20 protein-coding genes and 1 pseudogene are annotated in these 21,605 nt (G+C 69.8%); 14 read left to right on the top strand and 7 right to left on the bottom strand.

Going from position 1 to position 21,605, the window contains the following annotated elements:
* Both secF and ACZ7CF_RS27410 read left to right on the top strand, forming a co-directional pair.
* The gene (secF, locus tag ACZ7CF_RS27405) at positions 1 to 1,167 is read left to right on the top strand and encodes a protein translocase subunit SecF (RefSeq protein ID WP_360392323.1); all 1,167 of its coding nucleotides are present in this window, start codon (positions 1 to 3) and stop codon (positions 1,165 to 1,167) included.
* Positions 1,164 to 1,682, top strand: a complete 519-nt coding sequence (locus tag ACZ7CF_RS27410) for an adenine phosphoribosyltransferase (protein ID WP_360392321.1) — start codon at positions 1,164 to 1,166, stop codon at positions 1,680 to 1,682. Before secF ends, ACZ7CF_RS27410 begins: the two co-directional genes overlap by 4 nt.
* 58 nt (positions 1,683 to 1,740) lie before the next feature.
* Here the strand turns inward: ACZ7CF_RS27410 and ACZ7CF_RS27415 are convergent, their stop codons facing one another.
* On the bottom strand, positions 1,741 to 2,031 hold the full coding sequence (locus ACZ7CF_RS27415; protein WP_360392319.1) for a hypothetical protein: 291 nt from the start codon (positions 2,029 to 2,031) through the stop codon (positions 1,741 to 1,743).
* A gap of 173 nt (positions 2,032 to 2,204) precedes the next feature.
* On the opposite strand from ACZ7CF_RS27415, the gene ACZ7CF_RS27420 reads away from it, so the two are divergent.
* Complete coding sequence (locus tag ACZ7CF_RS27420) at positions 2,205 to 2,630, top strand: DUF397 domain-containing protein (protein ID WP_360392316.1); 426 nt, start codon at positions 2,205 to 2,207, stop codon at positions 2,628 to 2,630.
* A 122-nt stretch (positions 2,631 to 2,752) separates the two neighbouring features.
* Positions 2,753 to 5,038 (top strand): RelA/SpoT family protein, encoded by a 2,286-nt coding sequence (locus ACZ7CF_RS27425; RefSeq protein WP_458430980.1) that lies wholly within the window; start codon positions 2,753 to 2,755, stop codon positions 5,036 to 5,038.
* Positions 5,039 to 5,192: 154 nt separating this feature from the next.
* Here ACZ7CF_RS27425 and ACZ7CF_RS27430 read toward each other — a convergent pair whose 3' ends face one another.
* Entirely contained in the window at positions 5,193 to 6,047 is an 855-nt protein-coding gene (locus ACZ7CF_RS27430) for a peptidylprolyl isomerase (protein ID WP_470370899.1), read from the bottom strand.
* Between the two features lie 114 nt (positions 6,048 to 6,161).
* Here ACZ7CF_RS27430 and ACZ7CF_RS27435 point away from each other — a divergent pair, with 114 nt between their 5' ends.
* Genes ACZ7CF_RS27435 through ACZ7CF_RS27445 form a run of 3 tightly spaced genes read left to right on the top strand, consistent with a single transcriptional unit; the run spans position 6,162 to position 8,736 of the window.
* The gene (locus ACZ7CF_RS27435) at positions 6,162 to 6,857 is read left to right on the top strand and encodes an MBL fold metallo-hydrolase (RefSeq protein ID WP_458430981.1); all 696 of its coding nucleotides are present in this window, start codon (positions 6,162 to 6,164) and stop codon (positions 6,855 to 6,857) included.
* Between the two features lie 5 nt (positions 6,858 to 6,862).
* A complete protein-coding gene (gene hisS, locus ACZ7CF_RS27440; protein WP_470370900.1) occupies positions 6,863 to 8,110 on the top strand; it encodes a histidine--tRNA ligase in 1,248 nt (415 codons plus the stop codon).
* Positions 8,107 to 8,736, top strand: a complete 630-nt coding sequence (locus ACZ7CF_RS27445; protein WP_360392305.1) for a hypothetical protein — start codon at positions 8,107 to 8,109, stop codon at positions 8,734 to 8,736. Before hisS ends, ACZ7CF_RS27445 begins: the two co-directional genes overlap by 4 nt.
* Before the next feature lie 141 nt (positions 8,737 to 8,877).
* On the opposite strand, the gene ACZ7CF_RS27450 is transcribed toward ACZ7CF_RS27445, so the two are convergent.
* Positions 8,878 to 9,714, bottom strand: coding sequence for a spermidine synthase (locus tag ACZ7CF_RS27450; protein ID WP_360392303.1), 837 nt, complete (start codon positions 9,712 to 9,714; stop codon positions 8,878 to 8,880).
* Positions 9,715 to 9,759: 45 nt separating this feature from the next.
* Between ACZ7CF_RS27450 and ACZ7CF_RS27455 the strand changes: the two genes are divergently transcribed.
* Positions 9,760 to 10,113 carry a DUF1304 domain-containing protein gene (locus tag ACZ7CF_RS27455; protein ID WP_360392301.1) on the top strand — a complete coding sequence of 118 codons (354 nt, stop codon included), beginning with the start codon at positions 9,760 to 9,762 and terminating at the stop codon, positions 10,111 to 10,113.
* Here the strand turns inward: ACZ7CF_RS27455 and ACZ7CF_RS27460 are convergent.
* The 3 genes from ACZ7CF_RS27460 to pnuC are packed head-to-tail and all read right to left on the bottom strand — an operon-like array spanning position 10,034 to position 13,042.
* Entirely contained in the window at positions 10,034 to 11,386 is a 1,353-nt protein-coding gene (locus tag ACZ7CF_RS27460) for a YibE/F family protein (protein ID WP_470370901.1), read from the bottom strand. The two genes, ACZ7CF_RS27455 and ACZ7CF_RS27460, sit on opposite strands and share 80 nt — an antisense overlap.
* Before the next feature lie 28 nt (positions 11,387 to 11,414).
* Positions 11,415 to 12,476 carry an AAA family ATPase gene (locus ACZ7CF_RS27465; RefSeq protein ID WP_470370902.1) on the bottom strand — a complete coding sequence of 354 codons (1,062 nt, stop codon included), beginning with the start codon at positions 12,474 to 12,476 and terminating at the stop codon, positions 11,415 to 11,417.
* The gene (gene pnuC, locus ACZ7CF_RS27470) at positions 12,473 to 13,042 is read right to left on the bottom strand and encodes a nicotinamide riboside transporter PnuC (RefSeq protein WP_470370903.1); all 570 of its coding nucleotides are present in this window, start codon (positions 13,040 to 13,042) and stop codon (positions 12,473 to 12,475) included. The genes ACZ7CF_RS27465 and pnuC overlap by 4 nt, the downstream gene beginning before the upstream one ends.
* A 26-nt stretch (positions 13,043 to 13,068) precedes the next feature.
* Between pnuC and ACZ7CF_RS27475 the strand changes: the two genes are divergently transcribed.
* Positions 13,069 to 15,063 carry an intein-containing Rv2578c family radical SAM protein gene (locus tag ACZ7CF_RS27475; RefSeq protein WP_470370904.1) on the top strand — a complete coding sequence of 665 codons (1,995 nt, stop codon included), beginning with the start codon at positions 13,069 to 13,071 and terminating at the stop codon, positions 15,061 to 15,063.
* A gap of 183 nt (positions 15,064 to 15,246) precedes the next feature.
* On the opposite strand, the gene ACZ7CF_RS27480 is transcribed toward ACZ7CF_RS27475, so the two are convergent.
* A complete protein-coding gene (locus ACZ7CF_RS27480) occupies positions 15,247 to 15,594 on the bottom strand; it encodes a nuclear transport factor 2 family protein (protein WP_360392288.1) in 348 nt (115 codons plus the stop codon).
* Positions 15,595 to 15,908: 314 nt separating this feature from the next.
* Here ACZ7CF_RS27480 and ACZ7CF_RS27485 point away from each other — a divergent pair, with 314 nt between their 5' ends.
* From ACZ7CF_RS27485 to ACZ7CF_RS27505, 5 genes and pseudogenes are all read left to right on the top strand, one after another.
* Positions 15,909 to 16,436 (top strand): TetR/AcrR family transcriptional regulator, encoded by a 528-nt coding sequence (locus ACZ7CF_RS27485; RefSeq protein ID WP_458434350.1) that lies wholly within the window; start codon positions 15,909 to 15,911, stop codon positions 16,434 to 16,436.
* Complete coding sequence (locus tag ACZ7CF_RS27490; RefSeq protein WP_470370905.1) at positions 16,433 to 17,167, top strand: TIGR03084 family metal-binding protein; 735 nt, start codon at positions 16,433 to 16,435, stop codon at positions 17,165 to 17,167. Before ACZ7CF_RS27485 ends, ACZ7CF_RS27490 begins: the two co-directional genes overlap by 4 nt.
* A 235-nt stretch (positions 17,168 to 17,402) precedes the next feature.
* Positions 17,403 to 18,940, top strand: a pseudogene (locus ACZ7CF_RS27495) (acyclic terpene utilization AtuA family protein).
* Positions 18,937 to 20,049 carry an acyl-CoA dehydrogenase family protein gene (locus tag ACZ7CF_RS27500; RefSeq protein WP_470370906.1) on the top strand — a complete coding sequence of 371 codons (1,113 nt, stop codon included), beginning with the start codon at positions 18,937 to 18,939 and terminating at the stop codon, positions 20,047 to 20,049. The pseudogene ACZ7CF_RS27495 and the gene ACZ7CF_RS27500 overlap by 4 nt, the downstream one beginning before the upstream one ends.
* Positions 20,049 to 21,599 (top strand): acyl-CoA carboxylase subunit beta, encoded by a 1,551-nt coding sequence (locus ACZ7CF_RS27505; RefSeq protein ID WP_470370907.1) that lies wholly within the window; start codon positions 20,049 to 20,051, stop codon positions 21,597 to 21,599. The genes ACZ7CF_RS27500 and ACZ7CF_RS27505 overlap by 1 nt, the downstream gene beginning before the upstream one ends.
* The last annotated feature ends 6 nt before the right edge of the window (positions 21,600 to 21,605 follow it).

The raw sequence follows: 21,605 nt of genomic DNA on the forward strand, positions 1-21,605 counted from the left end.
ATGGGCAACGTGTTCACGCGCCTCTACGTCGGCAACGGCGCTTTCGACATCGTCGGCAAGCGCGTCCGCTGGTACATCACGTCGGCCATCATCCTGCTGGTCTGCATCGGCTCGATGGTGTTCAACGGCTTCAACCTGGGCATCGACTTCCTCGGTGGCACCAAGATCTCGATGCCGTCGATCTCCCAGTCCGGCCAGACGATCACGACGACCACCGTCGAGGACGTGTTCGCGAAGGCACTGCCGGGCAAGAAGCCGAACGCCGTGCAGGCCGTCGGCACCGGCGACAGCGCGACCATCCAGGTCAAGTCGCCCGCGCTGAACGTGCAGGAGGTCTCGGCGCTCAAGTCGGCGCTGGCCACCGACACCAGCCCGCGCGGCGGCCCGTCGGCGATCTCCGACAGCGCCGTCTCCGCGTCCTGGGGCGGTGAGATCAGCGGCAAGGCGCTGTGGGCGCTGTTCTGGTTCTTCGTGGTGGTGACGCTGTTCCTGGCGTTCTACTTCGAATGGCGGATGGCGGTCGCGGCGCTCGTCGCGGTGTTCCACGACGTCGTCATCACCGCGGGCGTGTACTCGCTGATCGGCTTCGAGGTGACGCCGGCGACGATCGTCGGTCTGCTCACGATCCTCGGCTTCTCCCTGTACGACACGGTCGTCGTGTTCGACAAGGTCAAGGAGAACACCCGCGGCCTGCTGGGCCTGACCCGCCGCACCTACGCCGAGGCAGCGAACCTGGCGCTCAACCAGACGCTGATGCGTTCGATCAACACCTCGCTGATCGCGCTGCTGCCGGTCATCGGCCTGCTGGTCGTCGGCGTCGGCATCCTGGGCGTCGGCACCCTGCAGGACCTCGCGCTGGTGCAGCTCGTCGGCATGTTCATCGGCGCCCTGTCGTCGATCTTCATCGCCACCCCGGTCCTCGTGGACCTGAAGCTGCGCGACCCGAAGTACGTGGCGCAGGCCAAGCGCGTGACCGCTCGTCGCGCCAAGGCCGCGTCGGTCGGTGTGGCGCCCGACGCCGAGGGCATCGAGTCGGCCGACGAGGAGTCCCTCGCCGCCGACCTGCGCAAGGAAGAGGCGATGGCCGCCGCCGCGTCGGTTCCGCACCGCACCGCCAAGGTCGCCGACACCCGTCGCGGCCGCCCGACCGGAAAGCGCCAGCGTTGAAGCTAGATCGTGCACTGGGACTGCTGCGTGAGGTCCCGGACTTCCCCCGGCCGGGGGTCGTCTTCCGGGACTTCACGCCCGTCCTCGCCGACCCGGACGCCCTGCGCGCCGTGGTCGACGCCCTGCAGGACAAGATCGACGACAGCACTCAGGTGATCGCCGCCATCGAGTCGCGCGGCTTCCTCCTGGGCGCCGCGCTCGGGTACGGCTGGCGCTACGGCGTCGTGCCGCTGCGCAAGCCCGGCAAGCTCCCCGCCGTCGCCGACCGCGTGTCGTACGCGCTGGAGTACGGCGAAGCGTCGCTGGAACTGCCCGCGGACGCCATCCAGCCCGGTCAGCGCGTGGTGGTCGTGGACGACGTCCTCGCCACCGGAGGCACCGCGGAGGCCGCCTGCACGCTCGTGGAGCGCGCCGGCGGCATCGTGACGGGTGTGTCGGTGGTCCTGGAGATCCCGGCCCTGGGTGGCCGCTCCAGGCTGGCGGGCCGCGAAGTGAGCGCCCTGCTCGCCGTCTGAGCTCTCGTGCCGAGGGCCCGGTGACCGTCGGTCACCGGGCCCTTTCACGTTGCGCGGATCAGGCGAGCGGCTTGCCCGGCCCCGGCGGCGACACGAACCACGCCCCGGTCGTGACCAGCACCAGCGCCACCAGCGCGGCCGGCGCCGTCACCACCGCGTACTCCCACACCGCGTGCCTGCGCGTCGACCGCCGCAGCAACGACCAGCTCGCCACCGTCGCCAGCACCCACGCCGTGCCCGTGCCGAGCAGGGCGCGCTGGTCGAAGTGGCCGACCTCCTGCAGGGCCCCGTACGCCATGGCGAGCAACCAGACGACGTTCATCGCACCGCACCACAGGAAAGTCCTCACCGGACCATTTTCACCCTTACGAGCAAGTCCGTGGAGGGCCTGCAATCCGTACTTTCCCCAGACATGGCTGCGCTTACCTCCACCGCTTGCAGCAGAGACCTCGGTGACGAGCTGCGCCGGCTGCGCGAGCACTCATGGAGGACCAGTACCTGCAGGCGCTCTTCAACACGCACGTGCTGCGGATCGTGCCGATCTCGGCGGGCGTGACCCTGGCGATGCGGTCGGCGCGCACGCTGTTCAGCTTCGCCAAGGCAGACCCCGTGGTCTACACCGAGAACGAGGTTGCGATGGTGTTCTCGCAGAACCCTGCCGTCGTGAGAGAGGGCAAGAGGTTCTTCGCGTGGCTGAGACGCACGCTTTGGATGCGGAACAATCGCGGAACATGCTGGCGAAGTACGTCAGCGGACCGCGAGAGGACGCTGATGACTTCCGGACGGAGTTGGCGTAAGAGCACCCACAGCGGCGGCCAGGACGGCGACGAGTGCGTCGAGGTTTCGCTCGCCGACGATGTCCTCGTGCGCGACTCGAAGAACGCGAACGGTGACCGGCTCGTGTTCACGATCCACGCCTGGCGCGCCTTCCTGGCCCGCGTCGCCTGATCGGCCCAGCGGAAGTTTCCCGAGCGTTCACCGTGTGAGCTGTGCCGCTCAGCGCGCCACCGGAAGTTCTGTCAGCGCGAACGCGTTATCCTCGGTACTCGCGAGACCCGAGGAGCGTGGGGTTGAGTCAAGACACCGAACCCGCTGCGACGGTTGTTCAACCGTCGGCTACCCGGCGTGTGCGCGCCCGCCTGGCGCGGCGCATCACCGCCCAACGTGCGGCCCCGGTGAAGCAGGTCCTCGAACCTCTCGCCGCCGTGCACCGTGACCTCCATCCCAAGGCCGACCTGGCGCTTCTGCAGCACGCGTACGACGTCGCCGAGGAGAAGCACCGCCCGCAGCGCCGCAAGTCCGGCGACCCGTACATCACGCACCCGCTCGCCGTGGCGACGATCCTCGCCGAGCTGGGCATGGACACCACGACGCTGGTGGCCGCGCTGCTGCACGACACGGTGGAAGACACCGACTACTCGCTCAACCAGCTGAAAGAGGACTTCGGCGAAGAGGTCGCCCGGCTGGTCGACGGCGTCACGAAGCTCGACAAGGTCAAGCTGGGGGCAGCGGCCGAGGCGGAGACGATCCGCAAGATGGTGATCGCGATGGCGAAGGACCCGCGGGTCCTGGTCATCAAGCTCGCCGACCGGCTGCACAACATGCGCACCATGCGGTTCCTGCCGCCGGAGAAGCAGGCCCGCAAGGCCCGCGAGACCCTCGAGGTGCTCGCGCCGCTGGCCCACCGGCTGGGCATGGCGACCGTGAAGTGGGAGCTGGAGGACCTCGCGTTCGCGATCCTGCAGCCGAAGAAGTACGACGAGATCGTGCGGCTGGTCGCCAAGCGCGCGCCGAGTCGCGACACGTACCTGCGGACCGTCGTCGCGGAGCTCAACGGGCAGCTCGACACGGCGCGGATCGTCGCGAAGGTCGAGGGCCGGCCCAAGCACTACTACTCGATCAACCAGAAGATGATCGTCCGCGGCCGCGACTTCGACGACATCCACGACCTGGTGGGCGTGCGCATCCTCGTCGACGAGGTGCGCGACTGCTACGCCGCCATGGGTGTCGTGCACGCCGCGTGGCAGCCGATGCCCGGCCGGTTCAAGGACTACATCGCGCAGCCGCGGTTCGGCGTCTACCAGTCGCTGCACACGACCGTCATCGGTCCCGACGGCAAGCCCCTCGAAGTGCAGATCCGCACGCACGAGATGCACCAGCGCGCCGAGTACGGCATCGCGGCGCACTGGCGGTACAAGGAGACCAAGGGCACGCACAACGGCAAGTCCGTCGAGATCGACGAGATGGCCTGGATGCGCCAGCTCCTCGACTGGCAGCGGGAGGCCGCCGACCCCGGTGAGTTCCTCGAAGGGCTGCGCTGGGACCTCGCCGCCCGCGAGATCTTCGTGTTCACCCCCAAGGGGGACGTGCAGACGCTGCCGGTCGGGTCCTGCCCGGTCGACTTCGCCTACGCCGTCCACACCGAGGTGGGCCACCGCTGCATCGGCGCCCGCGTGAACGGCCGCCTCGTCGCACTGGAGCGCAAGCTCGAGAACGGCGAGGTCGTCGAGATCTTCACGTCCAAGGCCGAGGGAGCGGGCCCGTCGCGCGACTGGCTGAGCTTCGTGGCCTCCCCGCGGGCCAAGGCGAAGATCAAGCAGTGGTTCGCCAAGGAGCGCAAGGAAGAGGCGATCGAGCAGGGCAAGGAGGCGATCACCAAGGAGGTGCGCCGCGTCGGCCTGCCGATCCAGCGGCTCGTCTCCGTCGACTCCATGCAGGCCCTGGCCAAGGAGCTGCACTACCCGGACATGAGCGCGCTGTACGCGGCGGTGGGGGAGGGCCACACCTCGGCCCGCCACGTCGTGCAACGGCTCGTCGCGCAGCTCGGCGGTGTCGAGCACGCCGAGGAGGAGCTCGCCGACCGCGCCACCCCGTCCACGGTCACCCGCCGCCGCCCCACCGGCGACGCCGGTGTGATCGTCAAGGACGCGGGCGACGTGTGGGTGAAGCTCGCCCGCTGCTGCACCCCGGTGCCCGGCGACGACATCCTCGGGTTCGTCACGCGCGGCGGTGGCGTGTCCGTGCACCGGACCGACTGCACGAACGCCGACGAGCTGCTGAAGTCGCCGGAACGGCTGCTGGACGTCGAGTGGGCCCCGTCGGCCTCGTCGGTGTTCCTGGTGGCCATCCAGGTCGAGGCGCTCGACCGGCACCGGTTGCTCTCCGACGTAACGAAGGTGCTCGCGGACGAGCGGGTGAACATCCTGTCGGCGTCGGTCACCACGTCACGCGACCGGGTGGCGGTCAGCCGGTTCTCGTTCGAGATGGGCGACCCGAAGCACCTCGGGCACGTCCTGAAGGCCGTCCGCAGCGTGGAGGGCGTCTACGACGTCTACCGCGTCACATCGGCGTCCTGATCCTGACCACCGGGAGCCCGTGAAATCGGACGTCAGCGAAACGACAGCGACACCTGAGATCGTTGCACCACGGGGAAGACGCAGAAGCCCCCGGCCGAATCGGCCGGGGGCTTCTGCGTGTGAAGAGTTAGCGCGCGAAATGCACCTGAGCGGACTAGTTCGCGACCGTCGCCGACTTGATGTCGACCGGCGTCTTCGGCTTGCCGTCGCCCTGGCCGGGGGTCTGCGAGATCGCACCGGTCTTCGCGACCTCGTCGATCTTCTTCAGCGACTCCTCGTCGACCGTGCCGAAGATCGTGTACTTCGCCTGCAGGTTCGAACCGTCGCCGTAGACGATGAAGAACTGCGAACCGTTGGTGTCCGGGCCCGCGTTCGCCATGGCCAGCACGCCGCGGCCGTAGGTCATCTCCGGGTAGACCTCGTCCTTGAACGTGTACCCGGGGCCGCCCGTGCCGGTACCGGCCGGGTCACCGCACTGCAGCACCTGGATGCCGGTCACCACGAGCCGGTGGCAGGTGGTGTTGTCGAAGTACTTCTGCTTCGCCAGGGTCACGAAGTTGTTCACCGTGCACGGCGCCATCGACCGGTCCAGGTTGAACTTCAGGTCGCCGATCGACGTGCCCAGCGTGACGCCGACGGTGCCGGTGGCGGGCTGCTCGCCGTTCGCCGGGATCGTGTTCTCCTTGGCCGCCGGCTCGGTGCCCTTGGTGTACTCGCAGCTCACCTTCTCCGGCAGCGGGGTGGGGCGCTTCGGGACGGCGTGCAGCGCGGTGGGGATGTTCTCCGCCTTGTCCACCGACTCCTGCTGCGGGGTCTCCGACGCCTCCGCGTCACCGTTGCCGAAGTCGTGCGTGGAGAGGAACCACACGCCGGCTCCGACGAGCGCAACAACGACGACCGTCGAGATGACGGCGATGATGCGACGCTTCTTGGCCCGCTCCTGGCGGTACACCATCTGACGCTCAAGCTTGCGCTTGGCGTTCGCGCGTCGCTGCTCGTTGGTGGGCACGTGCTCCCTCCCCAGGGACTCATGCGAATAGGGCGGTCGGCTCGGGAGTCTAGGGCCTGGGCATATGACCTTTGTGTAGTGGTTACGCTGTCGGGGACTAGGGAGGTCATTCTCGTGCTCGTGATCGGGTTCCCGACCGGTGCGCTCCAGGCGAACTGCTACGTCCTGGCGACCGGTGAGGGTGAGCCCTGCGTGATCATCGATCCCGGTCAGGACGCGGTCGAGCCGATCGAGCAGGCACTGCGCGAGCACCGGCTCGCACCGGTCGCCGTGCTGCTCACGCACGGTCACTTCGACCACACGTTCTCCGTGACGCCGGTCTGCGACGGCAACGACGTCCCGGCCTACATCCACCCGGACGACGTCGCCATGCTCTCCGACCCGCTGAAGGGCATCAGCCGCGAGTCGGCCGCGTTCTTCGGCGGCAACCTGGAGATGCGCGAACCCTCCGAGGTGCGCACCCTCGACGACGGAGCCGAGCTCGACCTGGCCGGGCTGAAGATCACCGTCGACCACACCCCTGGCCATACCGGCGGGTCGGTGATGTTCCGGTCCGGCGCGCAGGAGGGCGGTCGCCTCGTGATCTCGGGTGACACGCTCTTCGCCGGCTCCATCGGACGCACCGACCTGCCTGGCGGCGACCACTCCCGCATGCTGTCGTCCCTGCAGGACAAGGTCCTGACCTTGCCCGACGACACGGTGGTGCTGCCCGGCCACGGACCGACGACGACCATTGGCCGCGAGCGCGCGACGAACCCCTACCTGGTTCAGCTGCGAGACGCTCCGGCCGCCCCGCACCGAGGACTCTGAGACACGTGTTTTCCGCTCCCAAAGGCGTTCCCGACTACATCCCGCCGACGTCCGCCGCGTTCACGCACGTCCGGTCGACGCTCACCCGCGCGGCCGAGCTCGCGGGCTACGGCTACGTCGAGCTGCCGGTCTTCGAGGACACCGCGCTGTTCGCGCGCGGCGTCGGCGAGTCGACCGACGTGGTCACGAAGGAGATGTACACCTTCACCGACCGCGGCGACCGCTCCATCACGCTGCGCCCCGAGGGCACCGCGGGCGTGATGCGGGCCGTGATCGAGCACAGCCTCGACCGCGGCCCGCTGCCGGTGAAGCTCTACTACGCGGGCCAGTTCTTCCGCGCCGAAGCTCCGCAGGCAGGCCGGTACCGGCAGTTCCACCAGGTCGGCATCGAGGCGGTCGGCGTGGACGACCCGGCGCTCGACGCCGAGGTCATCGCCGTCGGCGACGCGGGCTTCCGCGCGCTCGGCCTCACCGGCTACCGGCTGGAGCTGACGTCGCTGGGCGACGCGCACTGCCGCCCGGCGTACCGCGAGCTGCTGCAGCGGTTCCTGGCGACGCTGCCGCTGGACGAACCGACCCGTCAGCGGGCCGAGCTGAACCCGCTGCGCGTGCTCGACGACAAGCGGCCGGAGGTGCGCGCCCTGGTCGCCGAGGCACCGCTGATGGTGGACCACTTGTGCGACGCGTGCCGTGAGCACTACGAGCTCGTGAAGGGCTACCTGACCGAGCTGGGCGTGAAGTTCGTCGAGAACCCGCGCATGGTCCGCGGCCTCGACTACTACACGAAGACGACGTTCGAGTTCGTGCACGACGGGCTGGGCGCGCAGTCGGGCATCGGCGGCGGTGGCCGCTACGACGGCCTGATGGCGCAGCTCGGTGGGCAGGAGCTCTCCGGTGTCGGCTTCGGCCTGGGCGTCGACCGGGCGTTGCTGGCGGCGCAGGCCGAGGGCGTGCTGCCGGAGCTCAGCCGCGTCGACGTGATCGGCGTTCCGCTGGGCGAGCCCGCGCGGGCCCGCCTGGTCGCGGTCGCCGGTGAGCTGCGCGCGGCCGGCATCCGCACGGACCTCGTCTACGGCGGCAAGTCGATGAAGGCGGGGTTCAAGGCCGCCGACAGGTCCGGTGCGCGGCTCGCGCTCGTGCTGGGCGAACGCGACCTGGAGGCGGGCACCATCGGCGTGAAGACGCTGGCGACGGGCGAGCAGGTGTCCGTGGCGCTGACCGACGTGGTCGAGGCGGTGCGGACCGCCCTGTGAGCGCCGACGACAAGCTCTCCCTGGACCTGCTCGACAAGGTGACCGTCCGCAAACGCGCCCGCATGGTCGCGATCGGCGGTTTCATGGTGGCACTGGCCTTCGGCGCGATCGTCGGTTTCATCGGCGGTCGCTGGGCCGGCGTGATCACGTTCCTGGTCGTGTCGCTGCCGGTCGTGCTGCTGGCCATGTCCGAGGCCCGCCGCACGGTGTGGCTGGAGGGCAGCTCGGTGCACGTCCGTGCGTTCGGCACCCGCACCGTCGACCTGACCACCGCCGACGGGCTGGACCTGCTGGTCACCGACCTGCGCGGCGCCCGCACCGTCGGCCTGTTCGTGCGCGGCGGCAAGAAGGCGATCAACGTCGCCCTGTCGATGTACTCCGGTGTCGGCGGCCGTGAGCTGGGCATCTACCAGCTGCGGCGGCTCGCGGACACGCTGGCGGGCCGCGGCGACACCCCGGGGCTGGTGTTCTCGGAGCTGCTGGTCGCCCAGCTGCGCGCTGAAGCCCGCGGGGTGGCGCCGGCCGACCGGCCGCTGTACCGGCTCGGGTCGCTCGCACCGGCGGGACGGATGGCGCAGAAACTGCACCCGGACGCCGTGTCGAAGTTCGTGACCTCGCTCGACTAGCCCCTCCGCCTTGTTCGTCGCACGCGGGGCCCTTTCGTGCGCTTCTGGTGCACGAAAGCTCCCCGCGTGCGTTGAAGTGAGGCTGGTGGGGCTCCTGTGGGTGAACGGTTGCTTGGCGGACCGCTTCACGGCAGGGGTGGGTCAGGTGCCCCAGAGGCCGGACGGCGGCGCTGGTGACAGGGTCGCCGTCGCGTCTGTCGTCACGGGTGCGCCGCCGATGAACTTCGTCAGCCCCGTCCCGTGCTCCACCCGGCCCTGGAACGGGTCGCTCGCCGTCGCACGGGTCAGCTGCTGCATCGGCAGACCGGTGTGCGACGCGAAGATCACGAAGTTCCCGAACCGCCGGCCCCGGAACACACCCGGTTCGGCGAGCACGCAGACATGTTCGAACACCGCGCGCACGGTCGCGCACTGCGCCCGTGCGAACTGCAGGCCGTTGCCGTCACCGATGTTCGCCGCGTAGACGCCGTCATCGGCCAGCGCCGCCGACGCCTGCCGCACGTACTCGACCGACGTCAGGTGCGCCGGTGTGCGCGCCCCCGCGAAGCAGTCCGACACGATCAGGTCGAACGAACCGGGCCGGGACCGGGCCAGCACCGCCCGCGCGTCCCCCGTGGTGATCTTCACCCGCGGCGGTGGCGGCAGCTCGCGGCGGATGAACGCGATCAGGCCCGCGTCGATCTCCGCGACCTGCTGGGTCGAGCGCGGCACCGTCGCCGCGACGTAGCGGGCGAGCGTGAGGGCGCCACCACCGAGGTGCAGCACGCGGGCGGGTGCGATGAGGTCGACCACGTGGCCCAGCCGGCGGACGTACTCGAACTCCAGGTACGTCGGGTCGTCGAGGTCCACATGGGACTGCGGAGTTCCGTTGACGCGCAACGTCCACGAGCTCCGGCTCCCCACCTCGGGCACCAGTTCGGCCACTCCGGAGTCGATCGACTCGGTGATCGCTTCTGCCTCGGGCCGCTGTCTTCCCACTGCTCTATCCTCTCACCGGGCATGCCGCTCCAGAGGAGGACGTAAGTGCAGGTTATCGCGAACATCTTGATGGCCCTCGTGGCGCTGATCCACATCTACATCGTGGTGCTGGAGATGTTCCTCTGGACAACACCGCGCGGCCGCAAGGCCTTCGGTCTCACGCCGGAGTTCGCCGAGGCGTCGAAGTCGCTCGCGGCGAACCAGGGCCTCTACAACGGCTTCCTGGCCGCCGGTCTCATCTACGCGCTCGTCCGGCAGGACTTCGGCGCGTCCGTGCTGTTCACCGTGTTCGTGATCGTCGCCGGCGTCTACGGCACGTTCACGGCGAGCCGGAAGATCTTCTTCGTGCAGGTGGTGCCGGGCGTTCTGACGCTGCTCTTCGTGCTGCTCGCCCACTAGGGCGCACCCACGGCCCCTTGTCGGGGTCGTAGCCGTAGAGGTCGCCCTCGATCCGGGCGCGCGCGGGCCGCACCGCCGGTTCCGGAGCCGGTTCCGCCGCGGGCTTCGCGCGCTTCACGATCTTGGGCTCGGGTTCCGGCTCGGGTTCGGGGTCCGGGGCCGCGGCGGGGGTGACCTCCTGGCGCACCGCGACGAGCGCGGCCAGCGCCGTCGTCACCGGCACCGCCGCGACCAGGCCGATGCTGCCGACGAGCGTCCGCACGATCTCCTGGGCGATCTGCTGCGCCGTGAGGATCTCGCCCATCGACCGCCCGGCCAGCGAGATCGCGAGCAGCAACGGCAGCGCCGCGCCCGCGTAGGCCATGACGAGCGTGTTCACGACCGACGACATGTGGTCGCGCCCGATCCGCGACCCCGCGGCGAACAGCTCGCGCCAGGTCAGCCGGTCGTTGGCGCGCCGCAGCTCCCACACCGCGCTGGTCTGCGTCACGGTCACGTCGTCGAGCACGCCCAGCGCGCCGATGATCGTGCCCGCGAGCAGCAGCCCGCGCGTGTCGATGTCGGTGCCCAGCACCGTGACGAGGTTGATCGTGTCCTCGTCGAGGCCGGTCAGCTGCGCCGCCCACGAGAACACCGCGCCCAGCACGCCGATCAGCACCAGGCTCACGAGCGTGCCGAGGACCGCCGTGGACGTTCTCGCGGAGACGCCGTGCGACAGGTACAGCACCACGAACATGATCAGCCCGGCGCCGACGACCGCCACCATCAGCGGGTTCTCGCCTGCCAGGATCGCCGGCAGCACGAACAGCACCAGCACCACGAAGCTCAGCAGCAGCGCACCGAGCGCCGCGAGCCCCTTCCACCGGCCCAGCAGCAGCACGGCGGCCGCGAACAGCACCGCCAGCAGCACGAGCGACCAGCCGCGCTGGAAGTCGACGATCTGGTACGACTCCGCCGCCTGCGGCTGACTGCCCGAATAGGACAGCACCACCTCGTCGCCGGTCTGGTAGCGCGGCGCACCCGCCCCGCGCAGGTTCGGGATCGTGACGCTCTGCCCGCTCGCGTCCCCGTCGGACATCCGCACGGTCACCGCGGTGCAGTTCTCCCCGCACACGCCGTCCTGCACGCCCGTGACGACCGCGTCCACCGGCTTCTGGTGCAGGCCGATCTGCGCGCCGGTGCGCTGTTCGTGCCCGAACGGGTAGAGCAGCAGGGCGCCGACGGCGGTCGCCAGCACCAACGGCACCAGCAGCCACGTCAGCAACGTCCGCACGCGCCGCGAGGCCGGTTCCGCTGAATGACTATGCCCGTGACCGTGACCCACGCGTGACATCCTGCCGCATCAGCCGTTCGACCACCGTGACGGCCGTGGCGAACCGGTCCTCGGTCACCTTCAGCCACTCGACGCCGCGCTGCGCCAGCTCGCGTTCGAACACGCCCGTCATCCACTCCCGCAGGTGCTCGCCGTCGCGCCAGCCGTCCTGTTCGAACGGAACACCGACGTGGTCGGTCAGCAGGTACAGGTGCGGCCGGGTGCCCTGGTGGACCTCCGGCCGGAAACCGAGGTAGCGCTCTCCCCAGACGGTCGCGGCGAACGCGTCGTTGTCCGCGATCACCAGCGGCGCCGTCTCGGCCCGGATGCGGCGTTCCTGCTCGCGCGCCACGTCGTCGAAGTCGCCCAGCGTCCACACCAGATCGTCCACAGTGGCCGCAGGGTTGAACGCCCGTGCGGCGCTGAGCTTGTGCTCGGTGTGCTCGCGGCCGTACTCGGGCACCCAGGGCGCCCCGAAGTGTTCGGCCAGCTGCCTCGACAGGGTGGTCGTGCCGGTGCTCTCCGCGCCCAGGACGACGACGCGGCGGGCCAGGCCGCGCTGGGTGGCGGGGGAGAGGTGGTGCCAGTTGCCGAGCGGGTCCGCGCGCACCGCGGTGCCCGACACGGCGTGCGTGGTGCGGTCGAGGTCCACCAGGACGTGCTCGGCACCGAGCCGGCGCGCCAGCTCCTCGCCGTACTTCTCGCTGGAGAACACGACGTCGACCGGAGCCCCGCCGGGTTCCCCGTCGGCGATGGCGCGTCTGGCCAGCACCGCCTTGGTGAGCTCGACGTGCAGCGACCAGACGTGGTCGTCGTCGAAGTCCATGGGGTGGTCGTCCAGGTCGCCGACAACGCGTACACCGTCGGTATACCGGTGGTGTTCGGTCATCCACTCCACCCGGTGTGCGAGCGGTATGGCCTCTGTGGACGCCGCGAGCACCGTGACCGTGGTGCGCTCGCTGCGGGCCGCCGCCGTCTCGACCAGGTGGTGGTGGCCGTTGTGCGGTGGGTAGAACTTGCCCAGCACGAGCGCGTGGCGGAACTCCTTCACGCGGGCACCTCGCTCTTCAGGTCCTTCGACCAGCTCCGCAACCCCAGCACGCACAGCACCATGAACCCCACGTACAACACCGCCGTCAGATACAGCTCCTTGTACGCGTACAGCGGCACGTAGACGATGTCGGCCGCGATCCACAGCCACCAGCTCTCGACCTTCTTGCGCGCCTGCCCCCAGGTGGCGAGCAACGACAGCACGGTCGTGACGGCGTCCCAGAACGGCACCGTGGACTGCGTGAAACTGATGAGAACCCAGTGCAGCAGAGCGGTTCCTGCGACTCCTGTGACTGCGAGCGCGATCCACTGGTTCGCGGTCGTGCGGCTGACTTTCAACGTGCTGTGCCGCTCCCCGCCGCGCACCCACGCCCACCACCCGTAGACCGCCAGCGCCATGAAGACGACCTGCAGCCCGGAGTCCGCGTAGAGCCCGCTTCCCCAGAACAGCACCAAGAACGCGATGTTGTTGGCGATCCCGATGGGCCAGTTCCACGGGTTCTGCCGGGCGACCAGCCACACGCACAGTGCTCCGGTGACGAAGCCTGCGACCTCAATGGGTGACACGTGCTCTCCTTGACCGCTGTTCGAACATGTGTTCGAATCGAGGTGTGCGATGGGACGGGCAGAAACTCGAGGCAGAGCCGCAACAGGCACTACCGGGGCTACCGGGACTGGTGCGCAGCGTACGAACTCCTGAGTTCGCGGACGTGGTGTTCCACGAGGTCCGCGCCAAATCCGTGCTGAACGGGGTAGCGGGTTCGTCGTTGCCCTTCTCGTGGACCGTCAACCCGTACCGGGGGTGTTCGCACGCTTGCACCTACTGCATGGCCGGTGACACGCCGATCCTCATGGCGGACGGGCGCACCAGGCCGTTGTCCGAGCTGCGCGAGGGCGACCAGATCTACGGCACCGAGCTCGTCGGCAACTACCGGCGCTACAAGCTCACGACCGTGCTGGCGCACTGGGAGACCGAGAAGGTCGCGTACCGCCTGACGCTGGAGGACGGCACGTCGGTCGTCGCCTCGGGCGACCACCGGTTCCTGACCGACCGCGGCTGGAAGCACGTGACCGGCGAGACCGCCGGCACCGGGCGCCGCCCGCACCTCACCACCGGCAACAAGCTCATGGGCACGGGGGCCTTCGTCGAGCAGCCCACCGTGACCGACGACTACCGCCGCGGCTACCTGCGCGGCATGGTCGAGGACGAGCACGAGTTCCGCATCCCCCTGGCCGACATCGAGGCCATGGACCGCACCCGCGAGTACCTCGACTACTTCGGTGTGCGAGAAGGGAGGGGATTTCTGCACCAGGTGCGCGAACTAGCGCACTGGCAGATAGCGCCGAACCCCGACTGGCTCAAGGGATTCCTCGCGGGTGCGTTCGACTACCTCGGCACCTGCTCGCGCAGCATCCTGCGCATGTCCACCCGCAACGCCACCGTCGTCGAGGCGATCTGCCTGGCGCTCAAGCACTTCCACTTCGACTTCGCGATCGAGGAGCTGCGCCGCCGCCGCGGCGTGCGGGTCGTGCGCCTGCGCGGCGGCCTGCGCGAGAACCTGCGGTTCTTCCACCTCGTCGACCCGGCGATCACCCGCAAGCGCGACATCGACGGCGTCGCGATCAAGTCGCAGCAACCACTCGGCGTCGTGGCCGTCGAGGAGGTCGGCGAGATGGCGCTCTACGACATCACCACCGGCACCGGTGACTTCATCGCCAACGGCGTCGTGTCGCACAACTGCTTCGCCCGCAAGACGCACTCCTACCTCGACCTCGACAGCGGCACCGACTTCGACAGCCAGCTGGTCGTGAAGGTCAACGCCCCCGAGGTGCTGTCCCGGCAGCTGCGGTCCCCGAAGTGGAAGCAGGAGCACGTCGCACTGGGCACCAACACCGACCCGTACCAGCGCGCGGAGGGCCGGTACGCCTTGATGCCAGGGATCATCGAGGCGCTGACCGCGTCCCGCACGCCCTTCTCGATCCTGACGAAGGGCACCCTCCTGGCCCGCGACCTCCCCCTGCTGGTCGCGGCATCGGAGGTGGTGCCGGTCGGCATCGGCGTGTCGCTCGCGTTGCTGGACCGCGACCTGCACCGGTCCCTCGAACCCGGCACGCCGACGCCGGCCGCGCGCCTCGACCTCGTGCGCAAGGTGCGGGAGGCCGGGCTGCCGTGCGGTGTGTTCGTGGCCCCGGTGCTGCCGGAGCTGACGGACTCGGTGGAACAGCTGGACTTCCTGCTGGAGCAGATCGCCGACGCCGGCGCCACCGGCGTGACCGTGCTGCCGCTGCACCTGCGTCCGGGCGCTCGCGAGTGGTTCGCGGCCTGGTTGCGGCGCGAACACCCGGACCTGATCGAGACGTACCGGCACCTGTACGGCAACGGGTCCTATGTGGACCGCGGCTACCGCAGGCGGCTGACCGCGCGCGTGACGCCGTTGATCGAGAAGCACGGCCTGGCGCCCCGCGGTCGTGCCGCGGACGCCGTCACCGGGGTGCCCGGTGACGACGACGGCGTGTGGCCCGACGGCAGCCTGCCGGTGGGCGTGCCGGTGCCGCGCGTGGACCAGGACCAGCTCACCCTGCTCTGATCCTGTTTTGACCTCTGTTTGACAGCTTTGTGGACGCACCCTCTTCCCCAGGGTGGTCCTCTCCTCGCTCCGGCTCAGGCCGGCTCGACCGTTCGGACGCCCCAGGTTCCCGCAGGTGCACTGCGTGGCGGGCGCCGATGTCGCCCGCCACGCCGTTTCCCCGACCGTCGCTCCGGGCGGTGGCTAGGCCCAGCCGCCCTGGACCATGGTCTGGAACTTCCACTCGTCGCCGACCTTCACCAGCAGGTCGCCGTACCGCACCACGGCCCCGTTGATCGTGCCGTCGGTGATCACGAACACCAGGTTGTCGTTGATGAAGTGCGGCGTCCTGGTCGACTCCATCTGCACCTCACCGCCCCCGACCTGCGCGCCCATCTCCTGGATGAACCGCTCGCGGTCCCACGTCACCGCGGACCCGTCGGTGACCGTGTTGATGGGGAACAGGGCCATGTCGGCCATCTTCTCGACCTCACCCGCGACGGCGAGCGCGTCCCACCGCGTGAACCAGTCCTGCACCTCTTCGTACGACATACCGTACATTGTACGGACTGTTTCCGCGCTCGTCGAACGCCTCTCATTTCCGCTGCTCATGCCTGGTCTCATCACTCCGACGGGTGAAGCTTGTCCGGATTCACGCCTGCGCCCGTCTTCTTCATGTCCGGATCCGCTCCTCGCCCTCCCCCGCAAGGAGGAAACGCGGGTGGGGCGGCAGATGTGGAGGGGAGGAGGTGAGGTAAGGACATTTACAAGCAGGCTTGACTGTTTGTTTGTGGCCCGGAACACTCGGACCCGTGGAGACGAGGCAGCGGCAAGCCGACCGCACCCGCGAGACCAAGCGGAAGCTGATGGAGGCCACCGTCGAGTGCCTGGTCGAGCACGGCTGGTCCGGCACCACGACCACGGTGGTCGCCGAACGCGCCGGCGTGTCCCGTGGCGCCCAGCTGCACCACTTCCGCACCCGCGGCGAGCTGGTGGCGGCGGCGGTCGAGCACGTGGGCGCGGAAAGCGTCGAGGCGCTGAAGAGCCGGGCGGCCGTCGCCGAGAAGAGCACGCACGCGGTGGTGGAGCTGATCGCGGACTTCCATGCGAGCGACCTGTTCACCGCGGCCCTCGAACTGTGGGTGGCCGCGCGAACGGACCCCGAGCTGCGCGAGCAGGTGCTCCAGCTGCAGGCGCGGCTGGGCCGCGAGGTCTACGGCCTGGCACTGGAACTGCTCGACGCCGACGACACCAAGCCGGGCGTGAAGGACGCCGTGCAGGCAACCCTGGACCTGGTCCGCGGCCTGGCACTGGCGAACCAGCTCGGCGACGACACCAAACGGCGTGCCCACGTCGTGCGGTACTGGGCGAGGATGCTGGAGGAGCAGCTGTGATCACGGAACTGCTGGCCGACCTCGACGCCGAGTCGCGTGAGCTCGACGAGCTCGTGACGAGGCACGCGGACTGGACCACGCCGACACCGGCCGAGGGCTGGACCGTCGGCCACCAGATCGGCCATCTCATGTGGACGGACAAGGCCGCGGTCCTCGCGATCACGGACCCGGAGGCGTTCCAGGCGCAACCCCTGACCCCGGACATCGTCGACCGCACCGCGGCCGAGGCGGCGGCCCTGCCGGACCTGCTGGACCTGTGGCGCGACAGCCGCCGCGCACTGCGGGAGCACCTCGCCGCAGCCAGCGGCAAGATCGTGTGGTTCGGCCCGCCGATGAGCCCCGCCTCGATGGCGACCGCGCGGATCATGGAGACCTGGGCGCACGGCCAGGACGTGTTCGACGGCCTGGGCGTCACCCGCGAACCGACCGCGCGCATCCGGCACGTCTGCCACATCGGCGTGCGCACCATGGGCTTCGCCTTCCTGCTCAACGGCAAGGCCACCCCCGAGCAGGAGGTGCGCGTCGAGCTCGAAGGGCCGGGCGGCGAGGTGTGGACGTGGGGCCCGCAGGACGCGGAGAACCGGATCACGGGGCCGGCGCTGGACTTCGCGTTCCTGGTGACGCAGCGGCGCAACCGCGAGCAGCTGAAGATCGAGGCCGTCGGGCCGGTGGCGCAGGAGTGGGTGCCGATCGCGCAGGCGTTCGCCGGGCCGCCCGGAGGCGGGCGGTGAGCGCTGGGACGCGAGCGGGGATGGAGAACGCGGGCAGGTTGGCGGGTTCTGCGAACGCGGACGGGCGCGGGGCTGCGGGGCGTGTGGACGTGTGCGGGTCGGTGAGACCGGCGGGCGCGCACGGGCGCAGGTCGCACGATCTCGGCAACGCGAGCGGGCTCAGCAACGCGAGCGGGTGCGGCAACACAAGGCGGCGCGGCAACGCACAAAGCCACACCCCCCAGGCGGCCACCCGGTGATCCGCATCGGCAACGCCTCCGGTTTCTACGGTGACCGCCTGTCCGCGGTCCGCGAACAGCTGGAAGGCGGTCACCTCGACGTCCTGACCGGCGACTACCTCGCCGAGCTCACCATGCTGATCCTCGGCCGCGACCGCATGAAGAACGCGGAGCTGGGGTACGCCAAGACGTTCCTGCGGCAGATGGAGGACTGCCTGGCGCTCGCGCTCGACCGGGGTGTCAAGGTCGTCACCAACGCCGGCGGCCTGAACCCCGAGGGCTTGGCGCGCAAGCTCAAGAACCTCGCACCGGACACCATGGTCGGGTACGTCACCGGCGACGACCTCAAGGACCGGTTCCCGGAGGCGTTGACCGCCAACGCCTACCTGGGTGCCTGGGAGATCGCCGACTGCTTGACGCAGGGTGCGCAGGTCGTGGTCACCGGGCGGGTCACGGACGCGAGCCTCGTCGTGGGGCCGGCCGCGGCGCACTTCGGGTGGGGGCGCGGCGACTGGGACCGCCTCGCCGGCGCCACCGTCGCCGGGCACGTGCTGGAGTGCGGCACGCAGGCCACCGGCGGCAACTACTCGTTCTTCACCGAGATCGACGCGACGCATCCCGGCTTTCCCATCGCCGAGGTGCGCGAGGACGGCAGCAGCCTGATCACCAAGCACGACGGCACGGGCGGTGCGGTCACCGTGGACACCGTCACGGCCCAGCTGCTCTACGAGATCGGTGCGCCGCAGTACCTCGGGCCGGACGTCACCACGCACTTCGACACCGTCCGGCTCCAGGAAACCCCGCGCGGTGTCGAGATCAGCGGCACCAGGGGCAGCCCACCGCCGGACACGCTCAAGGTGTGCCTCAACACGCTCGGCGGGTTCCGCAACGGCACCACGTTCGTCCTCACCGGACTCGACGTCGAGCAGAAGGCGGAGCTGGTCAGGGAACAGCTGCACCGGCGGATCGGCGAGCAGGACCTCACCTGGACGCTGGCCAGGACCGACCGGCCCGACGCCGCCACCGAGGAGCAGGCCAGCGCGCTCCTGCACGTCGTGGTCAAGACCGCGGACCCGAAGCGGGCCAAGGCGTTCAGCCGGGCGGCGGTCGAGCTGGCGCTGGGCAGCTACCCCGGCTTCCACGTCACGGCGCCGCCGAGTGACGGCACGCCGTTCGGCGTCTACCGGGCCGCGTACGTGCACCGCGGTGAGGTCAGCCCGAAGGCGGTGATCCTGTGAAACGGCCACTGGGCACCATCGCCGGCGCCCGCAGCGGAGACAAGGGCGGCGACGCCAACATCGGTGTGTGGGTGCGCACGGAAGCGCAGTACGCGTGGCTGGCGGAAACGCTCACCGCGGACCGGCTCAAGGAGCTGCTGCCCGAGGCCAGTGCGGTCACGCGGTACGAGCTGGCGAACCTCAAGGCGCTCAACTTCGTGCTGCACGGCCTGCTCGGCGAGGGCGTGGCCAGCGGCACCCGGTTCGACCCGCAGGCCAAGGCCCTGGGCGAGTGGTTGCGCAGCAGGGAAGTCGAGATCCCGGAGGAGCTCCTGTGATCACGAAGGACCTGTACGAGCGGAAGGAGCTCAGGGAGCTCGTCCGCGACTTCACGCGCAAGGAGGTCGTGCCGCACCTCGACCGGTGGGAGCGCGACGGCGAGGTCCCGCGCGAGCTGCACCGCAAGGCGGCGGAGCTCGGCCTGCTCGGCATCGGGTTCGAGCACGGCGACCTGCTCGACTCGGTCGTGCTCACCGAGGAGATCATCCAGAACGGCGGCTCCTCGGGGTTGATGGCGGCGTTGTTCACGCTCGGCATCGCGATCCCGCACATCTGGCAGTCGCGCGACGAAGACCTGATCGAACGGTTCGCGCGGCCCGCCATCCGCGGCGAGAAGATCGGCAGCCTCGCCGTCACCGAACCCGGCGCCGGGTCGGACGTCGCCGCGATCACGACCCGCGCGGTCAGGGACGGTGACCACTACGTCGTCAACGGCGCCAAGACGTTCATCACCTCCGGGTGCCGCGCGGACTTCGTCACGACCGCCGTGCGCACCGGCGGCGAGGGCTACCAGGGCATCTCGCTGCTCGTGGTCGAGGACGGGTTCACCCGCCGCAGGCTCGACAAGATGGGCTGGCACTGCAGCGACACCGCCGAGCTGCACTTCGACGACGTGCGGGTACCGGTGGCGAACCTGGTCGGCGAGGAGAACCAGGGGTTCGCGCTGATCATGCAGCAGTTCCAGGTCGAACGCGTCACCATGGCGGTCGAGGCCTACGCCACGGCCCAGCGCGCCCTCGACCTCACCGTCGAATGGGTGCGCAACCGCGCGACGTTCGGCAAACCGCTCATCAAGAACCAGGTGGTGCGGCACAAGCTCGCCCACATGGCGCAGGAGGTCGAGCTGGCGCGGACCTACACGCGCGAGGTCGCGGCCAGGGTCGACCGCGGCGAGGACTGCGTCACCGAGGTCTGCTTCGCGAAGAACGCCGCCGTCGACGCGTGCGCCGAGGTCGTCGACGAGGCCGTGCAGCTGCACGGCGGCATGGGCTACATGCGGGAGTCCGAAGTGGAGCGCCACTACCGGGACGCCCGCATCCTCGGCATCGGGGGAGGTGCGAGCGAGGTGATGACCGAGCTCGCGGCACGACGATTGGGGTTCGCCTGATGGGCAACAGGGAGGCGCTGCTCGCGAAGATCGCGCAGCTGGACGCCGAGCACGCCAAAGCGCTCGCCGGAGGTGGGCCGAAGTACGTCGAACGGCACCACCGGCGCGGCAAGCTCCTCGTACGCGAACGCGTCGAGCTGCTCCTCGACGAGGACAGCCCGTTCCTGGAGCTGTCACCGCTCGCGGCCTGGGGCACCGACTTCCCCGTCGGCGCGTCCGTGGTCACCGGCATCGGCCGGGTCGAGGGCGTCGAGTGCGTGGTCGTCGCCAACGACCCGACCGTGCGCGGCGGGTCCAGCAACCCGTACACGCTGCGCAAGAGCCTGCGGGCCAACGACATCGCACTGCAGAACCGGCTGCCGGTGGTCAGCCTCGTCGAGTCCGGCGGCGCCGACCTGCCGACGCAGAGCGAGATCTTCATCCCCGGCGGCCGGGCGTTCCGCGACCTCACCCGGCTGAGCGCGGCCGGAGTTCCCACGATCACCGCGGTCTTCGGCAACGCCACGGCCGGCGGCGCGTACGTGCCGGGCCTGTCCGACTACGTGATCATGGTCAAGGACCGCTCCAAGGTGTTCCTCGGCGGCCCGCCGCTGGTCAAGATGGCCACCGGGGAGGACGCGGACGACGAGTCGCTCGGCGGCGCCACCATGCACGGCACCACGTCCGGGCTCGCCGACTTCGTGGCCGAGGACGAGGTCGACGCGATCCGCCTCGCCCGCCGCGTCGTCGCCCGCCTCAACTGGCGCAAGCAGGGACCGGAACCGGCCGCCGTCGTCGAACCCCTGTACGACGCCGACAGCATCCTCGACCTCGTCTCCGAGGACCAGCGCGTCCCGTTCGACCCGCGCGAGGTCATCGCCCGGCTCGTCGACGGCTCGCAGTTCGACGAGTTCAAACCGCTGTACGGCACCAGCCTCGTCACCGGCTGGGCGCGCGTGCACGGCTACCCGGTCGGCATCCTCGCCAACGCCCGCGGCGTGCTCTTCAGCGAGGAGTCGCAGAAAGCCACCCAGTTCATCCAGCTCGCCAACCAGAGCGACACGCCGCTGGTCTTCCTGCAGAACACCACGGGCTACATGGTCGGCGCCCAGTACGAGCAGGGCGGCATCGTCAAGCACGGCTCGATGATGATCAACGCGGTGTCCAACAGCCGGGTCCCGCACCTCACCATCACCATGGGCGCCAGCTACGGCGCGGGCAACTACGGCATGTGCGGCCGCGCCTACGACCCGCGGTTCCTGTTCACCTGGCCCAACGCCAAGTCCGCCGTCATGGGCCCCGCCCAGCTCGCCGGCGTGCTGTCGATCGTGGGACGGCAGGCCGCGATCGCGAAGGGCCAGGAGTACGACGAGGAGCACGACGCCGCCATGCGCACCATGGTGGAAGCGCAGATCGAGGAGCAGTCCCTCGCACCGTTCCTGTCCGGCAAGCTCTACGACGACGGCGTGATCGACCCGCGCGACACCAGGACCGTGCTCGGCATCTGCCTCTCCGCTGTCCACAGCGGACCGATCAGGGGCGCCGACGGCTTCGGCGTCTTCCGGATGTGATGACCC

The sequence above is a fragment of the Lentzea sp. NPDC036955 genome, from assembly GCF_055608005.1.

Coding starts and splice junctions, on each gene's coding strand:
- secF (WP_360392323.1), top strand. CDS start 1: ATGGGCAACGTGTTCACGCGCCTCTACGTCGGCAACGGCGCTTTCGAC.
- ACZ7CF_RS27475 (WP_470370904.1), top strand. CDS start 13,069: ATGTGTTCGAATCGAGGTGTGCGATGGGACGGGCAGAAACTCGAGGCA.
- ACZ7CF_RS27480 (WP_360392288.1), bottom strand. CDS start 15,594: ATGTCGTACGAAGAGGTGCAGGACTGGTTCACGCGGTGGGACGCGCTC.
- ACZ7CF_RS27485 (WP_458434350.1), top strand. CDS start 15,909: ATGGAGGCCACCGTCGAGTGCCTGGTCGAGCACGGCTGGTCCGGCACC.
- ACZ7CF_RS27505 (WP_470370907.1), top strand. CDS start 20,049: ATGGGCAACAGGGAGGCGCTGCTCGCGAAGATCGCGCAGCTGGACGCC.